We start from the raw sequence: 21,931 nt of genomic DNA, 5'->3' as shown, positions 1-21,931 counted from the left end.
AAGGAACATAAGCGGCTAATGCTAGCGGAGCAGGGGCGAAATTGCATCCGGTGTGCTCGTCTAATCTGACTAAGCTTGGGAATCGAGCTCGGTTGTCGACACGGTTTTGTACAGTCAGGAGAGTTTATGCGCTCAGCCATGGGGGCTTTGCTGTTGTTGGGTACCAGTTGCTTTGCCGAGGAAGAGCCCTTGCGTTTTGCCGTTACCGACGGCTGGGCGATGCCCATGGTGCAGATCGAACGAGGTCGCCCGACCCAGGGCATCCTTCCCGATGTAATGACCAGCCTGGCGACCCAGATGGGACTGCCGGCGCAATTCCATGTCCTGTCCCGCGCCCGGCTGGACGGCGCCATGAAACACGGCGAGATCGACGTACGCTGCTATGTCAGCCCCGACTGGGTAAAGGACAGTGGCGATTACCTGTGGAGCATCCCGTTGTTTTTCCAGCGCGACCTGCTCGTCGCCACGGCAAGCACACCTGCGGCAGTAACACCGGCAACGCTGGCGCACCAGGCCATAGGTACGGTGCTCAGCTATACCTACCCCACCTTGCAACCCTTGTTCAACAGCGGCCAACTGCACCGAGACGATGCTCGCAGCCAGGAGCAAGTGCTGGCGAAACTGCTCGCAGGCCGCTATAGCTATGCGGTCAGCAACCAATGGGCACTGGACTGGTTCAATCAACGCCACACTGCGGATCGACAACTCCATGCAGTGGCAGTGCTTCAGGAACAGCAGTTGAGCTGTTATGTGCGCAACGATCCGAACATTCCAGCACAACGCATCCTGAGGACCTTGCTGAACATGAAAACGTCAGGGGAGATCGACGCGATCATCCAGCTTTACACTGGCCGCAGTGACGCATCCCAGGCCAGGAGCGAGGCGCCCTCCCCCTGATCGCCCGGCCGCTGCTGCCATTGCAACGGCGGGATGAACCCCTGCACCCAGCCGGGTATCTGTTCGGGCGGCATGGGCCGTGCGATGAAGTAACCTTGTGCCACCTCACAGCCCAGGCGCAGCAGCAGTTGGCCGTGCTCAAGGCTGTCCAACCCCTCGGCGACCACCTCGCGGCCAAACGCCCGGGCCAGGCCGATCACCGCTTCGGTCAGTGCCAGGTCGTCGCGATCATGGAGAATGTCGCGGACAAAGGCCTTGTCGATCTTGATGGTTTGCGTGCGCAGGTGCTTGAGGTCGTTGAGCGAGCAGTAGCCCGTGCCGAAACCACCCAGCGAAAACCCCACGCCCAAGGCCTGGCAGGCCTGGAGGCAGGCGCTGACGTGGGCAAGGTTTTCCACCGCGACGGATTCGACAATCTGCAGATCCAACAGGCGTGGCGGTACCGCCGGATGCCTTTCCAACACCTGTCGCAGCCGCTCGACAAAATCCGCCCGCTGAAAATGCCGCGCCGAGATATTGATACTCACCGGCCAGCCCTGTCCCGCTTGCTGCCATTGCTGCAACTGGGTCAATACCTTTTCCATGACCCACTCGCCGATCTCGACGATCAGGTCGGTCTCTTCCACCAGCGGCAGGAACTCCCGAGGCGGCACCAGGCCACGTTGCGGATGCTTCCAGCGCAGCAGCGCCTCCAGGCCGACCACGGCGCCATGACGCATGTTGACCTTGGGCTGGAAATGCAGCCGCAACTCATTGCCGGCAAGCGCCTGGCGGACCCGCTCGACGGTCTGGTAAGTGGCTCGCACTTCCTTGTCCCGGGACACATCGAACAAATGGAAACGATTGCGACCGCTTTGCTTGGCCACGTACATCGCCTGGTCGGCGTGGCGCAACAAGGTCTCGGCGTCTTCGTTATCCCACGGAAACAATGTGACGCCAATGCTGGCGAAGACCTTGATGTCCTTGCCGTCAATGCCATACGGCATGGAAACAGCGATCAACACCCGGTTCAACGCGGCATGCAACTCATCCATCCCACGCACATGGCGCAGCACCAGCACGAACTCGTCCCCGCCCAGTCGCGCCACCACATCCTCGCCACGCACAATACTGCGCAGGCGCCTGGCGACCTCCACCAACAGCCGATCACCGCTGGCATGGCCATAACCGTCGTTGACGGCCTTGAAGCCATCGAGGTCGAGCATGCACACTGCCAGGGGCAAGTTTTCCGCACGGGAAAACTCCAGGGCCTGGTCCAGCAGATCGGAGAGATAAGTGCGGTTGGGCAGCCCGGTCAGCACATCGTGACCGACCCGCCATTGCAGCGAATGCAGCAGGCGACGCTTTTCGCTGACGTCGAAGCGAATCGCCAGGTAGCGTTCGATGTGCCCTGTTTCGTCATCGATCACCGGCACCAGGGTGGTGTCGACCCAGTGCAGCGTACCGTCCTTGGCCCGGTTGCAGATTTCCCCTTTCCAGACCTGGCCCACGGCAATGGTGCGCCACATGTCGCTGAAGAACTCTTCAGGGTGCTGGCCGGAATTGAGCAGGCGATGGTTCACGCCCAGCAACTCATCGCGCCGGTAACCAAAAAGGCTGCAAAATTGATCGTTGACGTAGGTGATGCGCCCGCTCAGATCGGTTTCGGAAAAAATCGCGGCGGCGTCAACGGCTCTGCGGTACTTCTTATCCATCGAAGCAGTCATCCATGAGTCAGGCTCATTTGTCGCGCGCGGTTGCACCGCCTCCAAGACAGGCGAAAATCAACTAGGCTCAAACACTTTGAGAACAGCTGGAGCGCGGGCCCTGGTGGTGCCAAGGGAGGGCTTCAGCCCTTGCCTTGTATCGCGGCAAGAAACGCAAGGCCTGGTCTCTGTACACACCCCGGCTTCTGAAGCAGGTCACCAAATACCCGTGCCAAAGGCCGATTCTACGAAACACATCACACTTTGCAAAGTAAGGTGATGGATCACGCGGTTGCCTAATGCGAAAATCTATCGTTAAGTTCTTGATTCTAAATAGGAATTAAGCGATGCGAATTTCAAGCTTGGGTCCAGCCATCAGACGCTACCGCAAAGTAGCAGGGCTTACTCAGGCTGAACTTGGCGAAAAAACCGGTTTTGACCCCAAAACCATCAGCCGCTTCGAAACCGGCACCTACACCCCCAGCGTCGAAGCCTTGTTCCTGCTTGCCAATGTGCTGGACGTACAACTCAAAGCTTTTTTTGCCGACATGGGCGATGAGGAAGAACAGCGGGCGTATCTATTCGGTGTCATACACAAAGCCACCTCCAAGGACCTGGGAAAGCTGATCGCAGCGGTCGACCAGGCCTTGTCCAAGCCTTGATGCAGTAAAAGAAAAATCAGGTCTATCGATGCGAGACGGCTGGGATTCTCTTTGGCATTCGCCTGCCCTGTCCAACCAAAGCCTGAACAGCAGAAAACACCGATCGATATCGATCAGCAAAACGAAAAGTAATTTTGAATGTGGCAAACCTTGCGAACGAAGGCCTGAGCGTTATGGAGGCAACCCCACCAGCCACACCCCGGCACACAATGTTCCCGCTGTGGCTGCTGCCTTCCGGCTCTGACCAGGTTCACGGGTAATCGTTGCGGGGGGACCGATGGGGTCACCATAACGACGCCCGCCTGACGGCGAGCCGCGCCATTGTACCTATCTGGCAAGAAGTTACAACCGTTCGTGCCGGATTAAAAAACTGAAGGTGTTCAAGCACTTGCTGTGGGAGCAAAGCGTGCTCGCGATGACGTTGGCGCATCGAACATGGATGCAAACTGCCCCACCGCTTTCGCGAGCAAGCCCGCTCCCACAGGAGAACGGCGGTGAACACCGGACTGTGAACACTCCGAGAACCCGTGTGGGAGCGGGCTTGCTCGCGAAGGCGTCGGCACATCCAACATGGATGCCGACTGCTTTTACAGGAACCTACAACAGCACTTCATCCGCACGACCACCCTCTTCCTGAATCACCAGATGGATGAAATGCAGTTTGGTGATCACCGCAGCCGGTACGACGAACGGGTAGAAATCCGGCTGGCCCATGCTGCGGGACAGTTCGTTGAGCATGCCGGCCAGTTCGATCCAGGCGTTGACGAACGAGAGGAAGGCCGCACCGCCAGCGTGCTCGGAATCGTATAGGGTTTCGGGCGGAAACGGCTGGTAGTCGAAATCCATTTCCCGAGCGCTCATACCGAAGCCCAGGGCGGTGTCCACCGCATCCATCATGTGCAGGTAATGGGCCCAGGTTTCCGCCCAGTCTTCCCACGGGTGCATGGTGGCATAGGCGCTGACGTAGCGGGTTTGCCAGTCCAGCGGCGCGCCTTGCTGGTAGTGCCTCTCCAGGGCTTCGGTGTAGCTGGCGCGCTCATCACCGAACAGCTCGCGAAAGGCTTCGAGCCACTGGCTGTTGGCGATCAGCCGGTCCCAGTAATAGTGCCCCACCTCATGACGAAAATGCCCGAGCAAGGTGCGATACGGCTCGCGCATCTGCTGGCGCACGTATTCGCGATGGGCATCGTCCGCCTCCTTGATGTCGAGGGTCACCAATCCACTGGCGTGACCGGTGGTTGGCGGCGTGCCGTCGGGATCGACGCCGATGAAATCAAACGCCAAGCCGATGTTTTCATCGACAGTTTTCGGGATGACCGGCAAGCCGAAAGTAATCAGCTGCGCGACCAATCGACGCTTGGCGGTCTCGACCTTGCGCCAGCGTTCGGGATTTTCCGGAATCGACAGGTCAGGAATAGTACGGTTCAGGCTACAGGCGACGCACAGGGTGTCGTGCCCATTGGCCGGCAGCAGCCAATTGCAGGCCGCCGCGGTGTCGAGGTTGGCGCAACGGCGGAACAGCCCGGCCTGGGGATCGGCGTCCAGCGTCCAGGTCCCGGCTTGCTCGCCGGGCTGCAAGGACGTCAGGCGACTCTGCTCAGGTTGATAACCCAGCGCCGCCAGGCAGGCCAGGCACTGGCTATTGCGAAAAAACAACGACTGGCCACAGCGGCACGGCCATACCTTGCTGTTACGTGACCGATCGCCCAGGAACGGCGCGGCGATGCGTGAGCTCAGTTGTTCGAAGAAGCGGTACATGGCGATCTCTCCCTGGAGCCTGCAAGACTAGATCACCTTACGTTCATGATCGTTCCAACGCGTTGCGTCATAGACCGTGGGGAGGGAGCTTGCTCCCTCCCCACAAAAGCCGAGCGCCCTCAGAGCGCGATGCCATGCCCAGTCAAGAAATCGACAAAGGCTTGTTCATCGAGCACCTTGAGCCCCAGCTCATTGGCCTTGGTCAGTTTCGAACCGGCGCCCGGCCCCGCCACCACGCAGTGGGTTTTCGCCGACACGGAACCGGCGACCTTCGCCCCCAGGCTCTCCAGCTTATCCTTGGCGACGTCGCGACTCATCAACTCCAGCGAACCGGTCAGCACCCAGGTGTGCCCTGCTTCGGGCAAGCCTTCGACGACTTTCTTCTCGCTTTGCCAATGCATACCGAAGTCGCGCAGCTGTTGCTCCGCTGCTTCGGCCTGCTGACGGTTGGCAGCAACGGCGAAGAACTCGCGCACGGCGTTGGCCTGTTTTTCCGGCAACGCCTGGCGCATGTCCAGCCAGTCGGCGTTCATCACCGCTTCGAGTGAGCCGAACTTGTCTGCCAGTTTCTGCGCCCCGCCCGGCCCGACCGAGGGGATGTTCAGCTTGTCGAGAAAGCCGCCCAGGGTCGTGCTGGCGGAGAACTCGGCGCCCAACTCGCCTTGGTCCTGGATCTCGAGACCGTGGCGCAGCAGGTCCTTGATCACCTGGCGGTTGTGTGGGTCCTCAGAGAAGCTGTGGATCTCGTGGGCCACTTCCAGGCCGACGTCAGGCAAGTAGGTGAGCACCTGGGGCAAAGCCGCCTGCACACGCTCCAGCGAACCAAGAGAGCGAGCCAGGACCTTGGCGGTTTCCTCACCCACGTCCGGGATACCGAGGGCGTAGATGAAACGCGCCAGGCTCGGCTTCTTGCTGTCGACAATGGCCGCCAGCAGGTTCTTGCTCGACAGTTCGGCGAAGCCTTCCAGGTCGACCACCTGCTCGAAGGTCAGGGCATACAGATCGGCGGGCGAACCCACCAGGCCCTCGTCCACCAGTTGCTCGACACTCTTCTCGCCCAGGCCCTCGATGTCCATGGCCCGACGCGAGACGAAGTGAATGATCGCCTGCTTGAGCTGCGCGCCACAGGCCAGGCGACCGACGCAGCGGTACACCGCGCCTTCGCTGATGGTTTCACGGCCCTTGCTGCGTTTGATCAGTTGCGTGCGCTCGACATGGGAACCACACACCGGGCACTGCTGGGGGATCTCCACGGGGCGAGCATCGTCCGGGCGGCGCTCGGTGATCACTTGCACCACTTGCGGGATCACGTCGCCAGCACGGCGGATGATCACGGTGTCGCCGATCATCAGGCCCAGGCGCGCCACTTCGTCCATGTTGTGCAAGGTGGCGTTGGCCACGGTCACGCCCGCGACCTTGACCGGCTTGAGGCGCGCCACGGGCGTGACAGCGCCAGTGCGGCCGACCTGGAACTCGACGTCGAGCAACTCGGTGAGTTCTTCAGAGGCCGGGAATTTATGAGCGATGGCCCAACGCGGTTCCCGAGCACGGAAACCGAGCTCGCGTTGGGAGGCGATGCTGTTGACCTTGAACACCACCCCGTCGATTTCATAAGGCAACGCGTTGCGCCGCTCGCCGATGTCGCGGTAGTAATCCAGGCATTCGTCAATGCCGTGGGCCAGCTTCAGTTCACGACTGATAGGCAAGCCCCAGGCCTTGAGCTGTTTGAGGTTGCCGATGTGGGTATCGGCAATGTCCGCGGTCACCTGACCGATACCGTAGCAGCAGAATTCCAGCGGGCGGTTGGCGGTGATCTTGGAATCCAGCTGGCGCAGGCTCCCCGCCGCCGCGTTGCGCGGGTTGGCGAAGGTCTTGCCACCCGCTTCCAGTTGCGTAGCGTTGAGGCGCTCGAAGCCGGCCTTGGACATGTACACCTCGCCGCGCACTTCCAACACTGGCGGCCAGCCGCTGCCCTGCAACTTGAGGGGGATATTGCGCACGGTACGCACGTTGACGCTGATGTCCTCGCCCGTGGTGCCGTCACCGCGCGTGGCTCCGCGCACCAGCATGCCGTCCTGATACAACAGGCTGACCGCCAAGCCATCGAGCTTCGGCTCGCAGCTGTATTCCACCGCCGCGCCACCGCCCAGCAAATCGCCCATGGGCAGGTCGAGACCTTCCGTCACCCGGCGGTCGAATTCACGCATAGTGGTTTCGTCGAAGGCGTTGCCCAGGCTGAGCATCGGGATCTCGTGACGCACCTGGCTGAACGCCGACAGCGCCACGCTGCCGACCCGCTGGGTCGGGGAATCACTGGTTACCAGTTCCGGGTGTTGCTCTTCCAGGGCCTTGAGCTCGTGGAACAAGCGGTCGTACTCGGCGTCCGGGATGCTCGGCTCGTCGAGGACGTGGTAGCGGTAGTTGTGCTGATCCAGCTCGGTACGCAGCTTTTGGATGCGGGTTTCAACGGCGTTCATGGGTGTTCTCTCATAAAGCAAAAGAGCAGCCTGGGCTGCTCAATTTTCTCAAAACCATCGGCAAGTCGTGCCTGAACCGGCCGAATGCAAAACCTGTGGCGAGGGGATTTATCCCCGCTGGGCTGCGGAGCAGCCCCAAGAGCTCTCGACTCAATTAGCCGGATAAGAGACCACGGAGTCAGGTTTCAGGGCTGCTTCGCAGCCCAGCGGGGATAAATCCCCTCGCCACAGAAGCCCCTCCACATCAACTTGGCGACTTCAGCGCTTCTGGGTCAGTGCCCGGCGCTCGAATTCGACGATGCGCTGGCGGTAGTGCTCGATGGTCTGGGCGGTCAGCACGCTGCGCTGGTCATCCTTGAGTTCGCCATTGAGTTCCTGGGACAGCTTGCGCGCCGCGGCCACCATCACGTCGAAGGCCTGCTTGGGATGACGCGGGCCAGGCAGACCGAGGAAGAAACTCACCGCCGGCGTGCTGAAATGATCGATGTCGTCGAGGTCGAACACGCCAGGCTTGACGGCGTTGGCCATGGAGAACAGCACCTCGCCGTTGCCGGCCATGCTCTCGTGACGATGGAAAATGTCCATCTCGCCGAAACGCAGGCCGCTTTCGAGGATGTTCTGCAGCAACGCCGGGCCCTTGAAGCCAGCCGGGTCGCGGCAGATCACGCTGATCACCAGCACTTCTTCCGCCTGGGCCTGGTCTTTGTCGGCGCCCGAGGTTTTGTTCTCGTCCGGGAAATCGTTGTCGCGGCTGCTGAAGCTCGGCCCACCATCCAGGTCGAGGTTCAGGTTCAAATCACCCTGGGACGGCTCACTGTTGCGCTTGCCGCGCTTGGAACCCGATTCCCGTGGTTCACGGGCAGATGCGCTCATCGACGGCAAGTCGTGTTCGTCCAGCTGCGGCTCCTTGTGGGTGTCCAGCACCCGCGGCGGGCCCAGCAGTTCGGCGCTGTCATCCTCATCGGGCAGGTTCGACAGGCTGCGATCCAGGCGAAACTTCAGTTTCCCCTTGCCGCCGCGCATGCGACGCCAGCCGTCGAAAAGAATACCGGCAATGACTATGATGCCGATGACGATCAGCCACTCGCGCAGACCGATTTCCATGTAATCCCGTGCCTCTATAAAAATGCTGAAAAATAAGGGGCTTAGCTATTTGCAAACCGCTTTAAAACGTGGTGCCAACTCTATGTTCTGAATGGCATTTTGCCCACGCATACGAAAAATTGACATTAAACTAGCACGACCAAAGATAACTTTACACCGTCTGTCGCACAGGCTTGTGCCCAATCTGTGATTTGAACAACAGGCCTAAGGGTAAAAAATACCTACAGCGTTCCAAGTAGAAGCCCTACAAGCCGTTGTTCAGGCATCCACCATGGCCATGGCCTCCTCCACATCCACCGCCACCAGCCGCGAACAGCCCGGCTCATGCATGGTCACGCCCATCAACTGATCGGCCATTTCCATGGCGATCTTGTTGTGGGTGATGTAGATGAACTGCACCGTTTCAGACATCTCCTTCACCAGCCGTGCGTAACGGCCTACGTTGGCGTCGTCCAGTGGTGCATCGACTTCGTCGAGCATGCAGAACGGCGCCGGGTTCAATTTGAAGATGGCAAAGACCAGGGCCAGCGCGGTCAGCGCCTTTTCGCCACCGGAGAGCAAATGGATGGTGCTGTTCTTCTTGCCAGGAGGACGCGCCATGATTGTCACCCCTGTATCGAGTAAATCTTCGCCCGTCAGTTCCAAGTAAGCGCTGCCGCCACCGAAAACTTTTGGGAAAAGTGCCTGCAAACCGCCGTTGATCTGATCAAAGGTATCCTTGAAGCGGTTGCGGGTTTCCTTGTCGATCTTGCGGATGACGTTTTCCAGGGTCTCCAGCGCTTCCACCAGATCGTCGTTCTGGGCGTCCAGGTAACGCTTGCGCTCGGACTGCTGCTGGTACTCGTCGATGGCCGCCAGGTTGATTGCCCCCAGGCGCTGGATGCGCTGGGCAATGCGTTCCAATTCCTCCTCGGCGTCCTTCTCGTTCGCCCCGGCCACCAGGGTGGCGAGCACGCCATCGAGGTCGTAGCCGTCTTCCAGCAATTGGTCCTGCAAGGCTTTGCGCCGCACCGTCAGGGCCTGCCACTCCATGCGCTGCTGTTCCATCTGGCCGCGGATCAGTTGCGATTGCTGCTCGGCCTGGCTGCGGCGCTTCTCGGCATCGCGCAGTTCGCGGTCGGCGTCCTCCAGGGCGATCTGCGCCGTCTTGAGCTCCTCGTCGACGCTCATACGCTTGTCGAGCAACTCTTCGAGCTTGAGGCGCAGCTCTTCCAGCGGCGCTTCGCCCTCCTCCAGATTGAGGCTCAACTGCTCGCGTTTTTCGGTCAGGCGCTCGGACTGCATTTCCAACCGTTCCAAGGCCTGGCGCGTGGAATCGTGCTGAGCCTTGAGCGAGCCCAGGCGCACCGCCAACTGATGGGCATGGTCCTTGTGCTGGCGTGCTTCCTGGCGCACCCGGTCCAGGCGCTCGCGCAGGCTGTCACGCTGGGCCAGCAGCAGTTCACGCTGCTCGGTGTCCAGCGCCATGGCGTCGAGGGCTTCTTGCAACTGCAAGCGCGCCTCGCCGATCTGTTCGTGCTCCAACGCCCGCTGCTCGCCCAGTTCGGCGATTTCTTCTTCCAGGCGGGTGCGGCGCAGCGCCAGTTGTTCAACCTTGGCCTTGCCGGCGGACAACTGCGCCTTGAGCTCGCCTTGCTGGCGCGCTTCATCCTGCAACAGCCGCCGCAGGTGTTCGCGGCCGTTTTCCTGTTGACGCTGTTGCGCCCGCAGGTTTTGCAATTCGGTTTCCAGGGCTTCGACGCTGGCCTCGCGCTCTTCGCGCTCGGCGCCCAGGCGCTGGATTTCCTGACCGCGGGCAAGCATGCCGCTCTCGGCTTCGCTGGCCCGACGCACTCGCAGGAAATGCCGGCCGACCCAATACCCGTCTCGACTGATCAGGCTTTCGCCGACTGCCAATTGCCCACGCAGGGCCAAGGCCTGTTCAAGGCTGTCCACCGGTTTGACCTGCCCCAGCCAGGGCGACAGGTCGACCTGGGCCTCGACCTTGTCCAGCAAGCTGCCGGGGATTCGTACGCCGTCGCCAGCCGGGCTGAGCAGGCGCAGATCGCCCTGGGTGAAACCCGACAGGTCGAAGCCACCGAAGTCATCCACCAGCACTGCTTGCAGATCGGCACCCAGCACGGTTTCCACCGCCAGCTCCCAACCGGCATCGACCTTCAGGCCCTCGGCCAGGCGCGGACGCTCGGCCAGGTGCTGGTCGCGCAGCCATTCGGCGGCGCCAGTGCCGGGATCCAACGCGGCTTGCTGCAAGGCTTCCAGCGAGGCCAGGCGCCCATTGAGCCGCTGCAATTCGCCCTGGCCCTGCTGCTGGTTCTGCAAGGCCAGTTGCAAGGCCTGGCGCAGTTGCTCAAGCCGTTCGACCTGGGCGTCTTCGCTGGCCTGCAGGTCTTCGAGGGTGGCTTCGCTGGCCGCCAGTTGCTCGCTCAGGTCCAGAATCGCCGCGTCTTCCGGATCCGCCGCGAGCAAGGCGCGCTCTTCGGACAGGCGGCGCTGACGTTCGGCCAGGCGCTCCATGCTGGTTTCCAACTGCTGGATGCGCGACTGCTGGACTTCAGCCTGGCGCCGCGGCTCGGCCGAGGTCAGGTTGAAACTGTCCCACTGCTCTTGCCAGCCGTGCATGGTCAGTTCGGCTTCTTCCAGGGCCGCGGCGGCCTCTTCGGCGGCGGCGCTGGTGATTTCCTGCTCTGGCGTGAGCCGGTCCAGTTCTTCGCCAAGGGTCAGCAGCAACGTGCGGTCGTGGCCCAGGTGCGACTCGGTTTCCAGGCGCGCCCGCTCGGCTTCCTTCAAGTCATCCTGCAACTGCCGCAGCCGTTGTTGACCATGCTGGATGCTCTGCTCGACCCGGGCGATGTCGCCCCCCACGGAATAGAAGCGCCCCTGCACCAGATTGAAGCGCTCGGACAGGTCATGGTGACCGTCGCGCAGGCGTTCGATGGCGGCGTCGGCGTTGCGTTGCTCGGCCACCAGGGCTTCGAAGCTGACTTCCTGGTTGCCGATGATCGCCTCACGCTGGCCGACCTGCTCGTTCAGCGCCTGCCAACGCAGGGCCGAAAGCTGGGCCTTGAGCTGGCGCTCCTCGCCCTTGTATTCCTGGTACTTCTTCGCGGCCTCGGCCTGACGGTGCAAACGCTCGAGTTGGCGTTCGAGTTCTTCGCGCAGGTCGGTCAGGCGCGCGAGGTTCTCGTGGGTGCGACGAATGCGGTTTTCGGTCTCGCGCCGCCGTTCCTTGTATTTGGAAATACCGGCGGCTTCTTCGATGAAGTTGCGCAGGTCTTCGGGCTTGGCCTCGATCAGCTTGGAGATCATGCCCTGCTCAATGATCGAGTAGCTGCGCGGGCCCAGGCCGGTGCCGAGGAAGATATCGGTGATGTCGCGACGCCGGCACTTGGTGCCGTTGAGGAAATAGCTGTTCTGGCTGTCGCGGGTCACTTTGCGACGAATGGAGATTTCCGCATAGGCCGCGTATTCACCCACCAGGGTGCCGTCGGAGTTATCGAACACCAGCTCGATACTGGCCTGGCTCACCGGCTTGCGACTGGTGGAGCCGTTGAAGATGACGTCGGTCATCGACTCGCCGCGCAAGTTCTTGGCCGAACTTTCGCCCATCACCCAGCGCACGGCGTCGATGATGTTCGACTTGCCGCAACCATTGGGCCCGACCACCGCCGCCATGTTACTGGGGAAGTTCACCGTGGTCGGGTCGACGAAGGATTTGAACCCCGCCAGCTTGATGCACTTGAGCCGCACGTTCAGGCCTTCGTCAGTGCAGAGACCACCAGATCGCAACTGCGCTGGGCGTAGGCCGTGAGCACGATGCGGATCTGCGGCAAATCACGGGCCAGCACGGCGGCGAGCAGGCGCTGGAACAGGTCGAGGAACTCGCTCATTTCCGCCTTGCGCTGGTCCAGGGCCAGGAAATAGGCACGACTCATGGCCGGTTGCAGGTTCTCGACGGTTTCCTGCAAGTACGGGTTGTCGGCAAAGGGATAGGCGGCGCGCATCACACTGAAGCTTTCATCGACGAAGGTGCGGATGTCCTGGCGCGCGTAGGCGTCGTTGAGACGCTGCTGGATCGCCACGAACGGCGCCATGTCGGCTTGCTCTTTCCAGCCATGGGCCACGGCGTTGCCCAGCAGGATGTACAGCTCGCTCATCAACGTGCAGAGGCTGCGCACCTTGTGTTCGGTGAGTTCGGTGACGTGGGCGCCACGGCGCGGCAGGATCGCGATCAAATGGCGTCGTTCCAGGATCAGCAAGGCCTCGCGGACCGAACCGCGGCTGACGTTGAGCGCCAGCGTGACCTTCTGCTCCTGGATGCGCTCTCCCGGTTTCATTTCGCCGCGAATGATGCGTTCGGCGAGGTGATGGGCGATTTGCTCGGCGAGGCTGTCCGGGGCCTTGAACGTCATGGTTGTCCTTCAAACTCTTCGATTTGCACAAGCGGCGCAGTGTAGCGCACTCGATACGTCATGGCGCAGGGCCTGTACCGGGTTTTTGGCACGATTCAAGCAAAAAAGTTTGAGCGTTCCTGCTGAAACAGAACCTGTGGAAGAACCTGTGGGAGCGAGCCTGCTCGCGATAGCGGTCTGTCATCTTGCATCCATACTGAATATACCGCCGTCATCGCGAGCAAGCTCGGCTCCCACAGGGTTCTACAGTGTCCATCGATCGTTGTTCATCGACCAAATAGCTTTTCTTGACCTTTAAGTCAGAAAATCGTTGACCGAAAAGTCAGACCTGATAAATTCAGGCCCACGTCGATACAACAATAATGAGTCTGCGAGGCCTTCCGTGATCCAGTTTTTACTCAACCAGGAACTCCGTAGCGAGCACGCCCTGGACCCGAACCTGACCGTGCTCAACTATTTGCGCGAACACGTTGGTAAACCAGGCACCAAAGAAGGCTGCGCCAGTGGCGACTGTGGCGCGTGCACGGTGGTGGTAGGCGAATTGGAAACGGACGCCGATGGCCACGAACGCATTCGCTATCGCAGCCTCAATGCCTGCCTGACCTTCGTCTCGTCCCTGCACGGCAAGCAACTGATCAGCGTCGAAGACCTCAAGCACCAGGGCCAATTGCACAGCGTCCAGCAGGCGATGGTCGATTGCCACGGCTCGCAATGCGGCTTCTGCACACCGGGCTTCGTCATGTCGCTGTTCGCCCTGCAAAAGAACAGCGAACAACCCGACGCCCATAAAGCCCACGAAGCCCTGGCCGGCAACCTCTGCCGTTGCACCGGTTACCGGCCGATCCTGGCCGCCGCCGAGCAAGCCTGCTGTGGCAAGCAGCCAGACCAGTTCGATGCCCGCGAGGCCGAGACTATTGCCCGCCTCAAAGCCATCGCCCCGACCGAGACCGGTGAGCTCAACAATGGCGACAAACGCTGCCTGGTGCCACTGACCGTCGCCGACCTGGCCGATCTTTACGATGCTTATCCCCAGGCGCGTCTGCTGGCCGGCGGCACGGACCTGGCCCTGGAAGTCACGCAGTTTCATCGCACCCTGCCGGTGATGATCTACGTGGGCAACGTCGCCGAACTCAAGCGCATCGAACGCTTCGACGATCGCCTGGAGATCGGCGCTGCCACCACCCTCTCCGATTGCTACGAGGCCCTGAAAGCCGAATACCCGGACTTTGGCGAACTGCTGCAGCGCTTCGCCTCGCTGCAGATCCGCAACCAGGGCACCCTCGGCGGCAACATCGGCAACGCCTCACCGATTGGCGACTCGCCGCCCCTGCTGATCGCCCTCGGCGCGCAGATCGTGCTGTGCAAGGGCCAGACCCGCCGCACCCTGGCCCTGGAAGACTATTTCATCGACTACCGGGTCACCGCCCGCCAGGAAAGCGAATTCATCGAAAAGATCATCGTGCCGCGAGCCAGCGCCGAACAGGCGTTCCGCGCCTACAAGGTGTCCAAGCGCCTGGACGATGACATTTGCGCCGTATGCGCGGCGTTCAACCTGCGCATCGACAACGGCGTGGTCCGCGACGCCCGCGTGGCTTTCGGCGGCATGGCCGCGACCCCAAAACGCGCCAAGCATTGTGAGGCGGTATTGATCGGTGCACCGTGGACCGACAGCACCATTGAACGCGCCTGCGCTGCCCTGGCCGAGGATTTCACGCCGCTGTCGGACTTCCGCGCCAGCAAGGAATACCGCCTGCTCAGCGCCCGCAACTTGCTGCGCAAATACTTCATCGAACTGCAAACGCCGCACATCGAGACTCGGGTGACCGCTTATGTCTAACCATCACACCGTAGAGAAGACCCAAGCCGAACTCGCCGAGCTGTTCGCCCGCGACCTGACCACCGGCGTGGGCCGCAGCGTCAAGCACGACAGCGCCGCCAAGCATGTGTCCGGTGAGGCGCAGTACATCGATGACCGCCTGGAATTCCCCAACCAGTTGCACGTCTATGCCCGGCTGTCGGACCGCGCCCACGCCCGGATCATCCGCATCGATACCACGCCCTGCTACGCCTTCGAAGGCGTGCGCATCGCCATTACCCATGCAGACATTCCTGGCCTGAAGGACATCGGCCCGTTGCTGCCGGGTGATCCGCTGCTGGCCATCGATGATGTGCAGTTCGTCGGCCAACCGGTGCTGGCCGTCGCCGCCAAGGACCTGGACACCGCGCGCAAGGCGGCGATGGCGGCCATCGTCGAATACGAAGACCTGGAACCGGTGCTGGACGTGGTCGAGGCCCTGCGCAAGCGGCACTTCGTGCTCGACAGCCACACCCACCAGCGCGGTGATTCGGCCGCGGCACTGGCGAGCGCCGAGCATCGCATCCAGGGCTCGCTGCACATCGGCGGCCAGGAACACTTTTACCTGGAAACCCAGGTTTCCTCGGTGATGCCCACCGAAGACGGCGGCATGCTCGTCTACTGCTCGACCCAGAACCCCACCGAAGTGCAGAAACTGGTGGCCGAAGTGCTGGGCGTGTCGATGAACAAAGTCGTGGTGGACATGCGCCGCATGGGCGGCGGCTTTGGCGGCAAAGAAACCCAGGCCGCCAGCCCGGCGTGCCTGTGCGCCGTCATCGCGCACCTCACCGGCCAGCCGACCAAGATGCGCCTGCCCCGTGTCGAAGACATGCTGATGACCGGCAAGCGCCACCCCTTCTACATCGAATACGACGTCGGCTTCGACAGCACCGGGCGCCTGCACGGCATCGCCCTGGAACTGGCCGGCAACTGCGGTTGCTCGCCGGACCTGTCGGCCTCGATCGTCGACCGGGCGATGTTCCATGCCGACAACGCCTACTACCTGGGCGATGCGACCATCAACGGCCACCGCTGCAAGACCAACACCGCGTCGAACACCGCTTACCGTGGTTTCGGCGGCCCCCAAGGCATGGTCGCCATCGAAGAGGTGATGGATGCCATCGCCCGGCACCTGGGGCTCGATCCGCTGGCGGTGCGCAAGGCCAACTACTACGGCAAGACCGAGCGTAACGTCACCCACTACTACCAGACCGTCGAGCACAACATGCTCGAGGAAATGACCGCCGAACTGGAAGACAGCAGCCAGTACGCCGAGCGCCGCGAAGCGATCCGCCGCTACAACGCCAACAGCCCGATCCTGAAAAAGGGCCTGGCACTGACGCCGGTGAAATTCGGCATTTCCTTTACCGCCAGTTTCCTCAACCAGGCCGGCGCCTTGATCCACGTCTACACCGACGGCAGCATCCACCTGAACCATGGCGGCACCGAAATGGGCCAAGGCTTGAACACCAAGGTCGCCCAAGTGGTGGCCGAGGTGTTCCAGGTGGAAATGGACCGCGTGCAAATCACCGCGACCAACACCGACAAGGTGCCGAACACTTCGCCCACCGCCGCCTCCAGCGGTGCCGACCTGAACGGCAAGGCCGCGCAGAACGCCGCCGAAACCATCAAGCGGCGCCTGGTGGAATTCGCCGCGCGGCAGTACAAGGTCAGCGAAGAAGACGTCGAGTTCCACAACGGCCATGTGCGGGTGCGCGATCACATCCTGAGCTTCGAGGCGCTCGTGCAGCAGGCCTATTTCGCCCAGGTCTCGCTGTCGAGCACCGGCTTCTACAAGACCCCGAAAATCTACTACGACCGCAGCCAGGCCCGTGGCCGGCCGTTCTACTACTACGCCTATGGCGCGGCCTGTGCCGAGGTGATCGTCGACACCCTCACCGGCGAGTACAAGATGCTGCGCACTGACATCCTCCACGACGTCGGCGCCTCGCTGAACCCGGCCATCGACATCGGCCAGGTCGAGGGTGGTTTCATCCAGGGCATGGGCTGGCTGACCATGGAAGAACTGGTGTGGAACGACAAGGGCAAGCTGATGACCAATGGCCCGGCCAGCTACAAGATCCCCGCCGTGGCCGACATGCCGCTGGACCTGCGGGTCAAGTTGGTGGAAAACCGCAAAAACCCCGAAGACACGGTGTTTCACTCCAAGGCCGTGGGCGAGCCGCCGTTCATGCTCGGCATCGCCGCGTGGTGCGCCATCAAGGACGCCGTGGCGAGCCTGGGGGATTACCAGCACCAGCCGAACATCGACGCGCCGGCAACGCCGGAGCGGGTGTTGTGGGGGTGTGAGCAGATGCGGGGGTTGAAGGCGGTCAAGGCTGAGGAAGCTGAAGCCGAAGCGGCTTCGCTTTAATCCGCGGCGCGGCTATCGCGAGCAGGCTCGCTCCCACATTGGGTCGGTGTTCACAAATCCCCTGTGGGAGCGAGCCTGCTCGCGAAAGCGGCCGAACAGACAACAGAGATGTCGAGGTGAATATGTACAACTGGATCAGCGCCCTCGCCGACCTGCAAACCCGCGGCGAACCCTGCGTGCTGGTGACGATCATCGAAGAGCTCGGCTCCACCCCGCGCAACGCCGGTTCGAAGATGGTCATCAGCGCCAGCCAGACGTTCGACACCATCGGTGGCGGGCACCTGGAATACAAGGCCATGGAAATCGCCCGCAACATGCTCGCCAGCGACCAGCAGAACACCCATCTGGAGCGTTTCAGCCTCGGTGCGAGCCTGGGCCAGTGTTGCGGCGGCGTCACCGTGCTGCTGTTCGAACCCATGGGCCAGGTCCAGGCGCAGATCGCCGTGTTCGGCGCCGGCCACGTCGGCCGCGCCCTGGTGCCGCTGCTGGCAAGCCTGCCCTGCAAGGTGCGCTGGATCGACTCGCGGGAGGCGGAGTTCCCCGAACAGCTGCCCCATGGCGTGCGCAAGATCGTCACCGAAGAGCCACTGGATGAAGTCGACGAATTGCCCGTCGGCAGCTACTGCATCGTCATGACCCACAACCATCAGCTCGACCTGGAACTGAGCGCCGCGATCCTCAAGCGCAACGACTTTGCGTACTTCGGCCTGATCGGTTCGAAGACCAAACGGGTCAAGTTCGAGCATCGCCTGCGTGATCGTGGTGTTGACAGCAGCACCTTGCAGCGCATGCGTTGCCCGATGGGCATCGGCGAAGTCAAAGGCAAGTTGCCTGTGGAAATCGCCATCTCCATCGCCGGCGAAATCATCGCCACCTATAACGCCGATTTCGGCCAGCACACCGCCCGCGCCGAACCGATTGCCAAGCTGCTGCCGGCCTCGCGCCGTAGCCAGGCAAACCGTTGAACACTCGTTGAGAATGCCCATGCCCCTGACACGCAAAGCCTACCGCGCCGCCCTGCTCCACAGCCTCGCCGACCCGGCCGAAGTCGGTATCGAGGCGTCCTATGAATATTTCGAAGACGGCTTGCTGGTGGTGGAAAACGGCCAGATCAGCGCCATCGGCCACGCCCATGACCTGCTGCCGACCCTCGCAGCGGACATCGAAGTCTCTCATTACCCGGACGCGCTGATCACGCCTGGCTTGATCGACACTCACATCCACCTGCCACAAACCGGCATGGTCGGCGCCTATGGCGAGCAATTGCTGGACTGGCTCAACACCTACACCTTCCCCTGCGAAAGCCAGTTCGCCGACAAGGCCCACGCCGATGCCGTGGCCGATATTTTCGTCAAGGAATTGCTGCGCAACGGCACCACCACCGCGCTGGTGTTCGGCAGCGTGCACCCGCAATCGGTGAATTCGTTTTTTGAAGTGGCCCAGAAGCTCGATCTGCGGATGATCGCCGGCAAAGTGATGATGGACCGCAACGCCCCGGACTACCTGATCGACACTGCCGAATCCAGCTACACCGAGAGCAAGGCGCTGATCGAGCGCTGGCACGGCAAGGGCCGCCTGCACTACGCGGTGACCCCGCGCTTCGCCCCCACCAGCACCCCGGAACAACTGGCCCTGGCCGGTCAGTTGCTGGGGGAATACCCAGACTTGTACATGCAGACCCACATCAGTGAAAACCTGCAGGAAGTGCAGTGGGTCAAAGAGCTGTTCCCGGAGCGCAAGGGTTACCTGGACGTCTACGACCACTACCAACTGCTCGGCGAACGCTCGGTGTTCGCCCATGGCGTGCACTTATGTGACGACGAATGCGCGCGCCTGGCCGAGACCGGATCGGCCATCGCCTTCTGCCCGACCTCGAACTTTTTTCTCGGCAGCGGCCTGTTCAACCTGCCGATGGCGGAGAAGCATAAAGTGCACGTGGGATTGGGTACCGACGTGGGTGGCGGCACCAGTTTTTCGCTGCTGCAAACCCTGAACGAAGCCTACAAAGTGATGCAGTTACAGGGCGCGCGGCTGAGCCCGTTCAAGTCGCTGTACCTGGCCACCCTGGGCGGCGCCCGAGCCCTGCGCCTGGAGGACAAAATCGGGACGTTGCAACCGGGTTCCGATGCGGACTTCCTGGTGCTGGACTACAACGCCACGCCGCTGCTGGGCTATCGCCTCAAGCAGGCCAAGGACATTGCCGAGCGGTTGTTCGTGTTGATGACGCTGGGGGATGACCGGACGGTGGCGCAGACGTATGCGGCCGGTAGGTTGGTGCATCAGCGGTAGATTTTTGATCGTTCCCACGCTCTGCGTGGGAATGCCTCAACGGACGCTCTGCGTTCGGCTTTTGGGACGCGGAGCGTCCCGGGCTGCGTTCCCACGCAGAGCGTGGGAACGATCAGGGTCGGGGGTTAGAGCTTAGCGGTCGACCGCCCAGGCTTCTTGCTCTGCAGCAGGTGCGAGAACACCGCATGCAAGTCATCCGACGCACTTTCCTCGTCGAGGTTGAGCTTGCTGTCGATGTGGTCCATGTGATGCATCATCAAGTCCACTGCCAGCGTGGCATCGCGAGCCTCGATGGCGTCGATCAACTGGGTGTGTTCGTCGTAGGAGCAGTGGGAACGGTTGCCGCTTTCGTACTGGGCGATGATCAGCGACGTCTGGGACACCAGGCTGCGCTGGAAGCTGATCAGCGGGGCGTTCTTCGCCGCTTCGGCCAGCTTGAGGTGAAACTCGCCCGACAAACGGATGCCGGCGCCGCGGTCGCCACGGGAGAAACTGTCGCGCTCGTCGCTGACCATCTGCCGCAGCTCAGCCAATTGTTCGGCCGTGGCATGCTGCACCGCCAATTCGGTGATCGCCCTTTCCACCAGGCGCCGGGCCATGAACACCTGGCGAGCCTCTTCGACACTCGGGCTCGCCACCACGGCACCGCGGTTGGGCCGCAGCAACACCACGCCTTCGTGGGCCAGACGTGACAGCGCCCGACGAATGATCGTGCGGCTGACCCCGAAAATCTCCCCCAGTGCCTCTTCGCTCAACTTGGTACCGGGCGCCAGGCGTTGTTCGAGGATGGCCTCGAAGATATGCGCATAGACAATATCGTCCTGGGTTCCGCTGCGGCCGGCTTTACCGGCTCGCGGTTGTTTCTTGAGGGGTTGCAACTGTTCGTTCATGGGCACTCGAGTCGGGAGAACTGCGGCGAATTGACCGTGACTGTAATACGGCACAGCGGGTCGCTGGCAAGTATCGCGTAAAAAACAGCTCGATTGTACACAACCTCTGATGGCAACACGACTGTACGGCTGTTTGCGGGCATGGCTGTATTGCAATCGGCTACTGCGTTGAGTTTAGGCTGCAAACCCAAAATCTGTGGCGCGATCAGGCCCAGCCAATCTACAACAAGGACCACCGCCCACCATGACCGAAGTCACGACCACGCCACTTCGTCCATTGGCCGATACCTCACCTTCAGCCATCGTCGCCGGGTTCATCGCGATGATGACCGGCTACACCAGTTCCCTGGTGCTGATGTTCCAGGCCGGCCAGGCAGCCGGGCTGACCAGCGGGCAGATTTCCTCGTGGATCTGGGCGATCTCCATCGGCATGGCGGTGTGTTCCATCGGCCTGTCGCTGCGCTATCGCACACCGATCACCATCGCCTGGTCGACACCCGGCGCAGCGCTGCTAATCACCAGCCTGGGCGGCGTGAGTTATGGCGAGGCCATCGGCGCCTATATCACCTGTGCAGTATTGGTGACGATCTGTGGCCTGACCGGCAGTTTCGAGCGCCTGGTCAAGCGTATTCCAGCCTCACTGGCGGCGGCGCTGCTGGCGGGGATCCTGTTCAAGATCGGCAGCGAGATCTTCGTCGCCACCCAGCATCGCACCGGCCTGGTGCTGGGGATGTTTTTCACCTATCTGATCGTCAAGCGCCTGTCGCCCCGCTACGCGGTACTGGCGGCACTGTTGATCGGTACGGCGCTGTCGGGCCTGATGGGGCTGTTGGACTTCAGCGGCTTTGCCCTGGAAGTCGCGACACCGGTGTGGACCACGCCGCACTTTTCCCTGGCGGCCACCATCAGCATCGGCATTCCGTTGTTCGTGGTGGCGATGACCTCGCAGAACATGCCCGGCATCGCCGTGCTGCGGGCCGATGGTTACCACGTGCCTGCCTCACCATTGATCACCAGCACCGGCATCGCCTCGCTGCTGCTGGCGCCGCTCGGTTCCCACGGCATCAACCTGGCGGCCATCAGCGCGGCGATCTGCACCGGCCCCCACGCCCACGAAGATCGCAACAAGCGTTACACGGCGGCGGTCTGGTGCGGAATTTTCTACGGGATTGCCGGGGTGTTCGGCGCGACGCTGGCGGCGTTGTTCGCGGCGCTGCCCAAGGAGCTGGTGCTGTCCATCGCGGCCTTGGCGCTGTTCGGGTCGATCATCAACGGCTTGAGCATCGCCATGAGCGAAGTGAAGGAGCGGGAAGCGGCACTGATCACCTTCATGGTCACGGCGTCGGGACTGACGCTGTTCTCCATCGGTTCGGCGTTCTGGGGGATTGTGGCGGGGGTGTTGACCTTGCTGATCCTGAACTGGCGCAACGATTGAAAGCATCGCGAGCAAGCTCGCTCCCACAGGGGATGTGTGTCGTTCACATCACCACTGTGGGAGCGAGCTTGCTCGCGATAGCGGCCTGAAGGGCAA

Annotated in this window: 14 protein-coding genes and 1 other RNA gene; 7 read left to right on the top strand and 8 right to left on the bottom strand. The window is 61.8% G+C overall.

Annotation, left to right across the window (positions count from 1 at the left end; all coding sequences use genetic code 11):
• The first annotated feature begins 126 nt into the window (after window positions 1–126).
• A complete protein-coding gene (locus tag B0E42_RS15010; RefSeq protein WP_077506745.1) occupies window positions 127–897 on the top strand; it encodes an ABC transporter substrate-binding protein in 771 nt (256 codons plus the stop codon).
• On the opposite strand, the gene B0E42_RS15005 is transcribed toward B0E42_RS15010, so the two are convergent.
• Window positions 843–2,591 (bottom strand): bifunctional diguanylate cyclase/phosphodiesterase, encoded by a 1,749-nt coding sequence (locus B0E42_RS15005; RefSeq protein WP_018608636.1) that lies wholly within the window; start codon window positions 2,589–2,591, stop codon window positions 843–845. The genes B0E42_RS15010 and B0E42_RS15005 overlap by 55 nt on opposite strands.
• A 338-nt stretch (window positions 2,592–2,929) precedes the next feature.
• On the opposite strand from B0E42_RS15005, the gene B0E42_RS15000 reads away from it, so the two are divergent.
• On the top strand, window positions 2,930–3,244 hold the full coding sequence (locus tag B0E42_RS15000) for a helix-turn-helix domain-containing protein (RefSeq protein WP_018608638.1): 315 nt from the start codon (window positions 2,930–2,932) through the stop codon (window positions 3,242–3,244).
• A 183-nt stretch (window positions 3,245–3,427) separates the two neighbouring features.
• On the opposite strand, the gene ffs is transcribed toward B0E42_RS15000, so the two are convergent.
• The 6 genes from ffs to B0E42_RS14970 all read right to left on the bottom strand — a co-directional run bounded on the left by ffs (window position 3,428) and on the right by B0E42_RS14970 (window position 12,992).
• Window positions 3,428–3,524, bottom strand: an RNA gene (gene ffs / locus B0E42_RS14995) — signal recognition particle sRNA small type.
• A gap of 317 nt (window positions 3,525–3,841) precedes the next feature.
• A complete protein-coding gene (locus B0E42_RS14990; RefSeq protein ID WP_018608640.1) occupies window positions 3,842–5,002 on the bottom strand; it encodes a putative zinc-binding metallopeptidase in 1,161 nt (386 codons plus the stop codon).
• 119 nt (window positions 5,003–5,121) lie between these two features.
• Window positions 5,122–7,479, bottom strand: coding sequence for an NAD-dependent DNA ligase LigA (ligA, locus tag B0E42_RS14985; protein WP_018608642.1), 2,358 nt, complete (start codon window positions 7,477–7,479; stop codon window positions 5,122–5,124).
• Between the two features lie 258 nt (window positions 7,480–7,737).
• On the bottom strand, window positions 7,738–8,583 hold the full coding sequence (zipA, locus tag B0E42_RS14980; protein ID WP_018608644.1) for a cell division protein ZipA: 846 nt from the start codon (window positions 8,581–8,583) through the stop codon (window positions 7,738–7,740).
• A gap of 258 nt (window positions 8,584–8,841) precedes the next feature.
• Window positions 8,842–12,330, bottom strand: a complete 3,489-nt coding sequence (smc, locus tag B0E42_RS14975; RefSeq protein WP_077506744.1) for a chromosome segregation protein SMC — start codon at window positions 12,328–12,330, stop codon at window positions 8,842–8,844.
• A gap of 2 nt (window positions 12,331–12,332) precedes the next feature.
• Window positions 12,333–12,992: a GntR family transcriptional regulator gene (locus tag B0E42_RS14970; RefSeq protein WP_003199566.1), complete on the bottom strand. Its 660-nt coding sequence runs from the start codon at window positions 12,990–12,992 to the stop codon at window positions 12,333–12,335.
• Window positions 12,993–13,374: 382 nt separating this feature from the next.
• Here B0E42_RS14970 and xdhA point away from each other — a divergent pair, with 382 nt between their 5' ends.
• The 4 genes from xdhA to guaD all read left to right on the top strand — a co-directional run bounded on the left by xdhA (window position 13,375) and on the right by guaD (window position 19,510).
• Window positions 13,375–14,829: a xanthine dehydrogenase small subunit gene (xdhA, locus tag B0E42_RS14965; RefSeq protein WP_077506743.1), complete on the top strand. Its 1,455-nt coding sequence runs from the start codon at window positions 13,375–13,377 to the stop codon at window positions 14,827–14,829.
• Window positions 14,822–17,221 carry a xanthine dehydrogenase molybdopterin binding subunit gene (gene xdhB / locus B0E42_RS14960; RefSeq protein WP_077506742.1) on the top strand — a complete coding sequence of 800 codons (2,400 nt, stop codon included), beginning with the start codon at window positions 14,822–14,824 and terminating at the stop codon, window positions 17,219–17,221. The genes xdhA and xdhB overlap by 8 nt, the downstream gene beginning before the upstream one ends.
• A gap of 122 nt (window positions 17,222–17,343) precedes the next feature.
• Window positions 17,344–18,186 (top strand): xanthine dehydrogenase accessory protein XdhC, encoded by an 843-nt coding sequence (xdhC, locus tag B0E42_RS14955; protein WP_077506741.1) that lies wholly within the window; start codon window positions 17,344–17,346, stop codon window positions 18,184–18,186.
• Window positions 18,187–18,205: 19 nt separating this feature from the next.
• Window positions 18,206–19,510 (top strand): guanine deaminase, encoded by a 1,305-nt coding sequence (guaD, locus tag B0E42_RS14950; RefSeq protein ID WP_077506740.1) that lies wholly within the window; start codon window positions 18,206–18,208, stop codon window positions 19,508–19,510.
• Window positions 19,511–19,635: 125 nt separating this feature from the next.
• Here guaD and B0E42_RS14945 read toward each other — a convergent pair whose 3' ends face one another.
• Window positions 19,636–20,400 (bottom strand): GntR family transcriptional regulator, encoded by a 765-nt coding sequence (locus tag B0E42_RS14945; protein WP_003183531.1) that lies wholly within the window; start codon window positions 20,398–20,400, stop codon window positions 19,636–19,638.
• Between the two features lie 244 nt (window positions 20,401–20,644).
• On the opposite strand from B0E42_RS14945, the gene B0E42_RS14940 reads away from it, so the two are divergent.
• Complete coding sequence (locus B0E42_RS14940) at window positions 20,645–21,835, top strand: benzoate/H(+) symporter BenE family transporter (RefSeq protein WP_077506739.1); 1,191 nt, start codon at window positions 20,645–20,647, stop codon at window positions 21,833–21,835.
• Window positions 21,836–21,931: the final 96 nt, after the last annotated feature.

It is taken from the genome of Pseudomonas sp. A25(2017) (assembly GCF_002001065.1).
GTDB classification, from domain to species: domain Bacteria; phylum Pseudomonadota; class Gammaproteobacteria; order Pseudomonadales; family Pseudomonadaceae; genus Aquipseudomonas; species Aquipseudomonas kilonensis.
The sequence above is the reverse complement of the archived record's forward strand: the minus strand, read 5'-3'. Positions and strand labels throughout refer to the sequence as shown.

Coding starts and splice junctions, on each gene's coding strand:
- B0E42_RS14970 (WP_003199566.1), bottom strand. CDS start 12,992: ATGACGTTCAAGGCCCCGGACAGCCTCGCCGAGCAAATCGCCCATCAC.
- B0E42_RS15010 (WP_077506745.1), top strand. CDS start 127: ATGCGCTCAGCCATGGGGGCTTTGCTGTTGTTGGGTACCAGTTGCTTT.
- B0E42_RS15000 (WP_018608638.1), top strand. CDS start 2,930: ATGCGAATTTCAAGCTTGGGTCCAGCCATCAGACGCTACCGCAAAGTA.
- zipA (WP_018608644.1), bottom strand. CDS start 8,583: ATGGAAATCGGTCTGCGCGAGTGGCTGATCGTCATCGGCATCATAGTC.
- ligA (WP_018608642.1), bottom strand. CDS start 7,479: ATGAACGCCGTTGAAACCCGCATCCAAAAGCTGCGTACCGAGCTGGAT.
- B0E42_RS15005 (WP_018608636.1), bottom strand. CDS start 2,591: ATGGATAAGAAGTACCGCAGAGCCGTTGACGCCGCCGCGATTTTTTCC.
- xdhC (WP_077506741.1), top strand. CDS start 17,344: ATGTACAACTGGATCAGCGCCCTCGCCGACCTGCAAACCCGCGGCGAA.
- guaD (WP_077506740.1), top strand. CDS start 18,206: ATGCCCCTGACACGCAAAGCCTACCGCGCCGCCCTGCTCCACAGCCTC.
- B0E42_RS14990 (WP_018608640.1), bottom strand. CDS start 5,002: ATGTACCGCTTCTTCGAACAACTGAGCTCACGCATCGCCGCGCCGTTC.
- B0E42_RS14940 (WP_077506739.1), top strand. CDS start 20,645: ATGACCGAAGTCACGACCACGCCACTTCGTCCATTGGCCGATACCTCA.
- xdhB (WP_077506742.1), top strand. CDS start 14,822: ATGTCTAACCATCACACCGTAGAGAAGACCCAAGCCGAACTCGCCGAG.
- B0E42_RS14945 (WP_003183531.1), bottom strand. CDS start 20,400: ATGAACGAACAGTTGCAACCCCTCAAGAAACAACCGCGAGCCGGTAAA.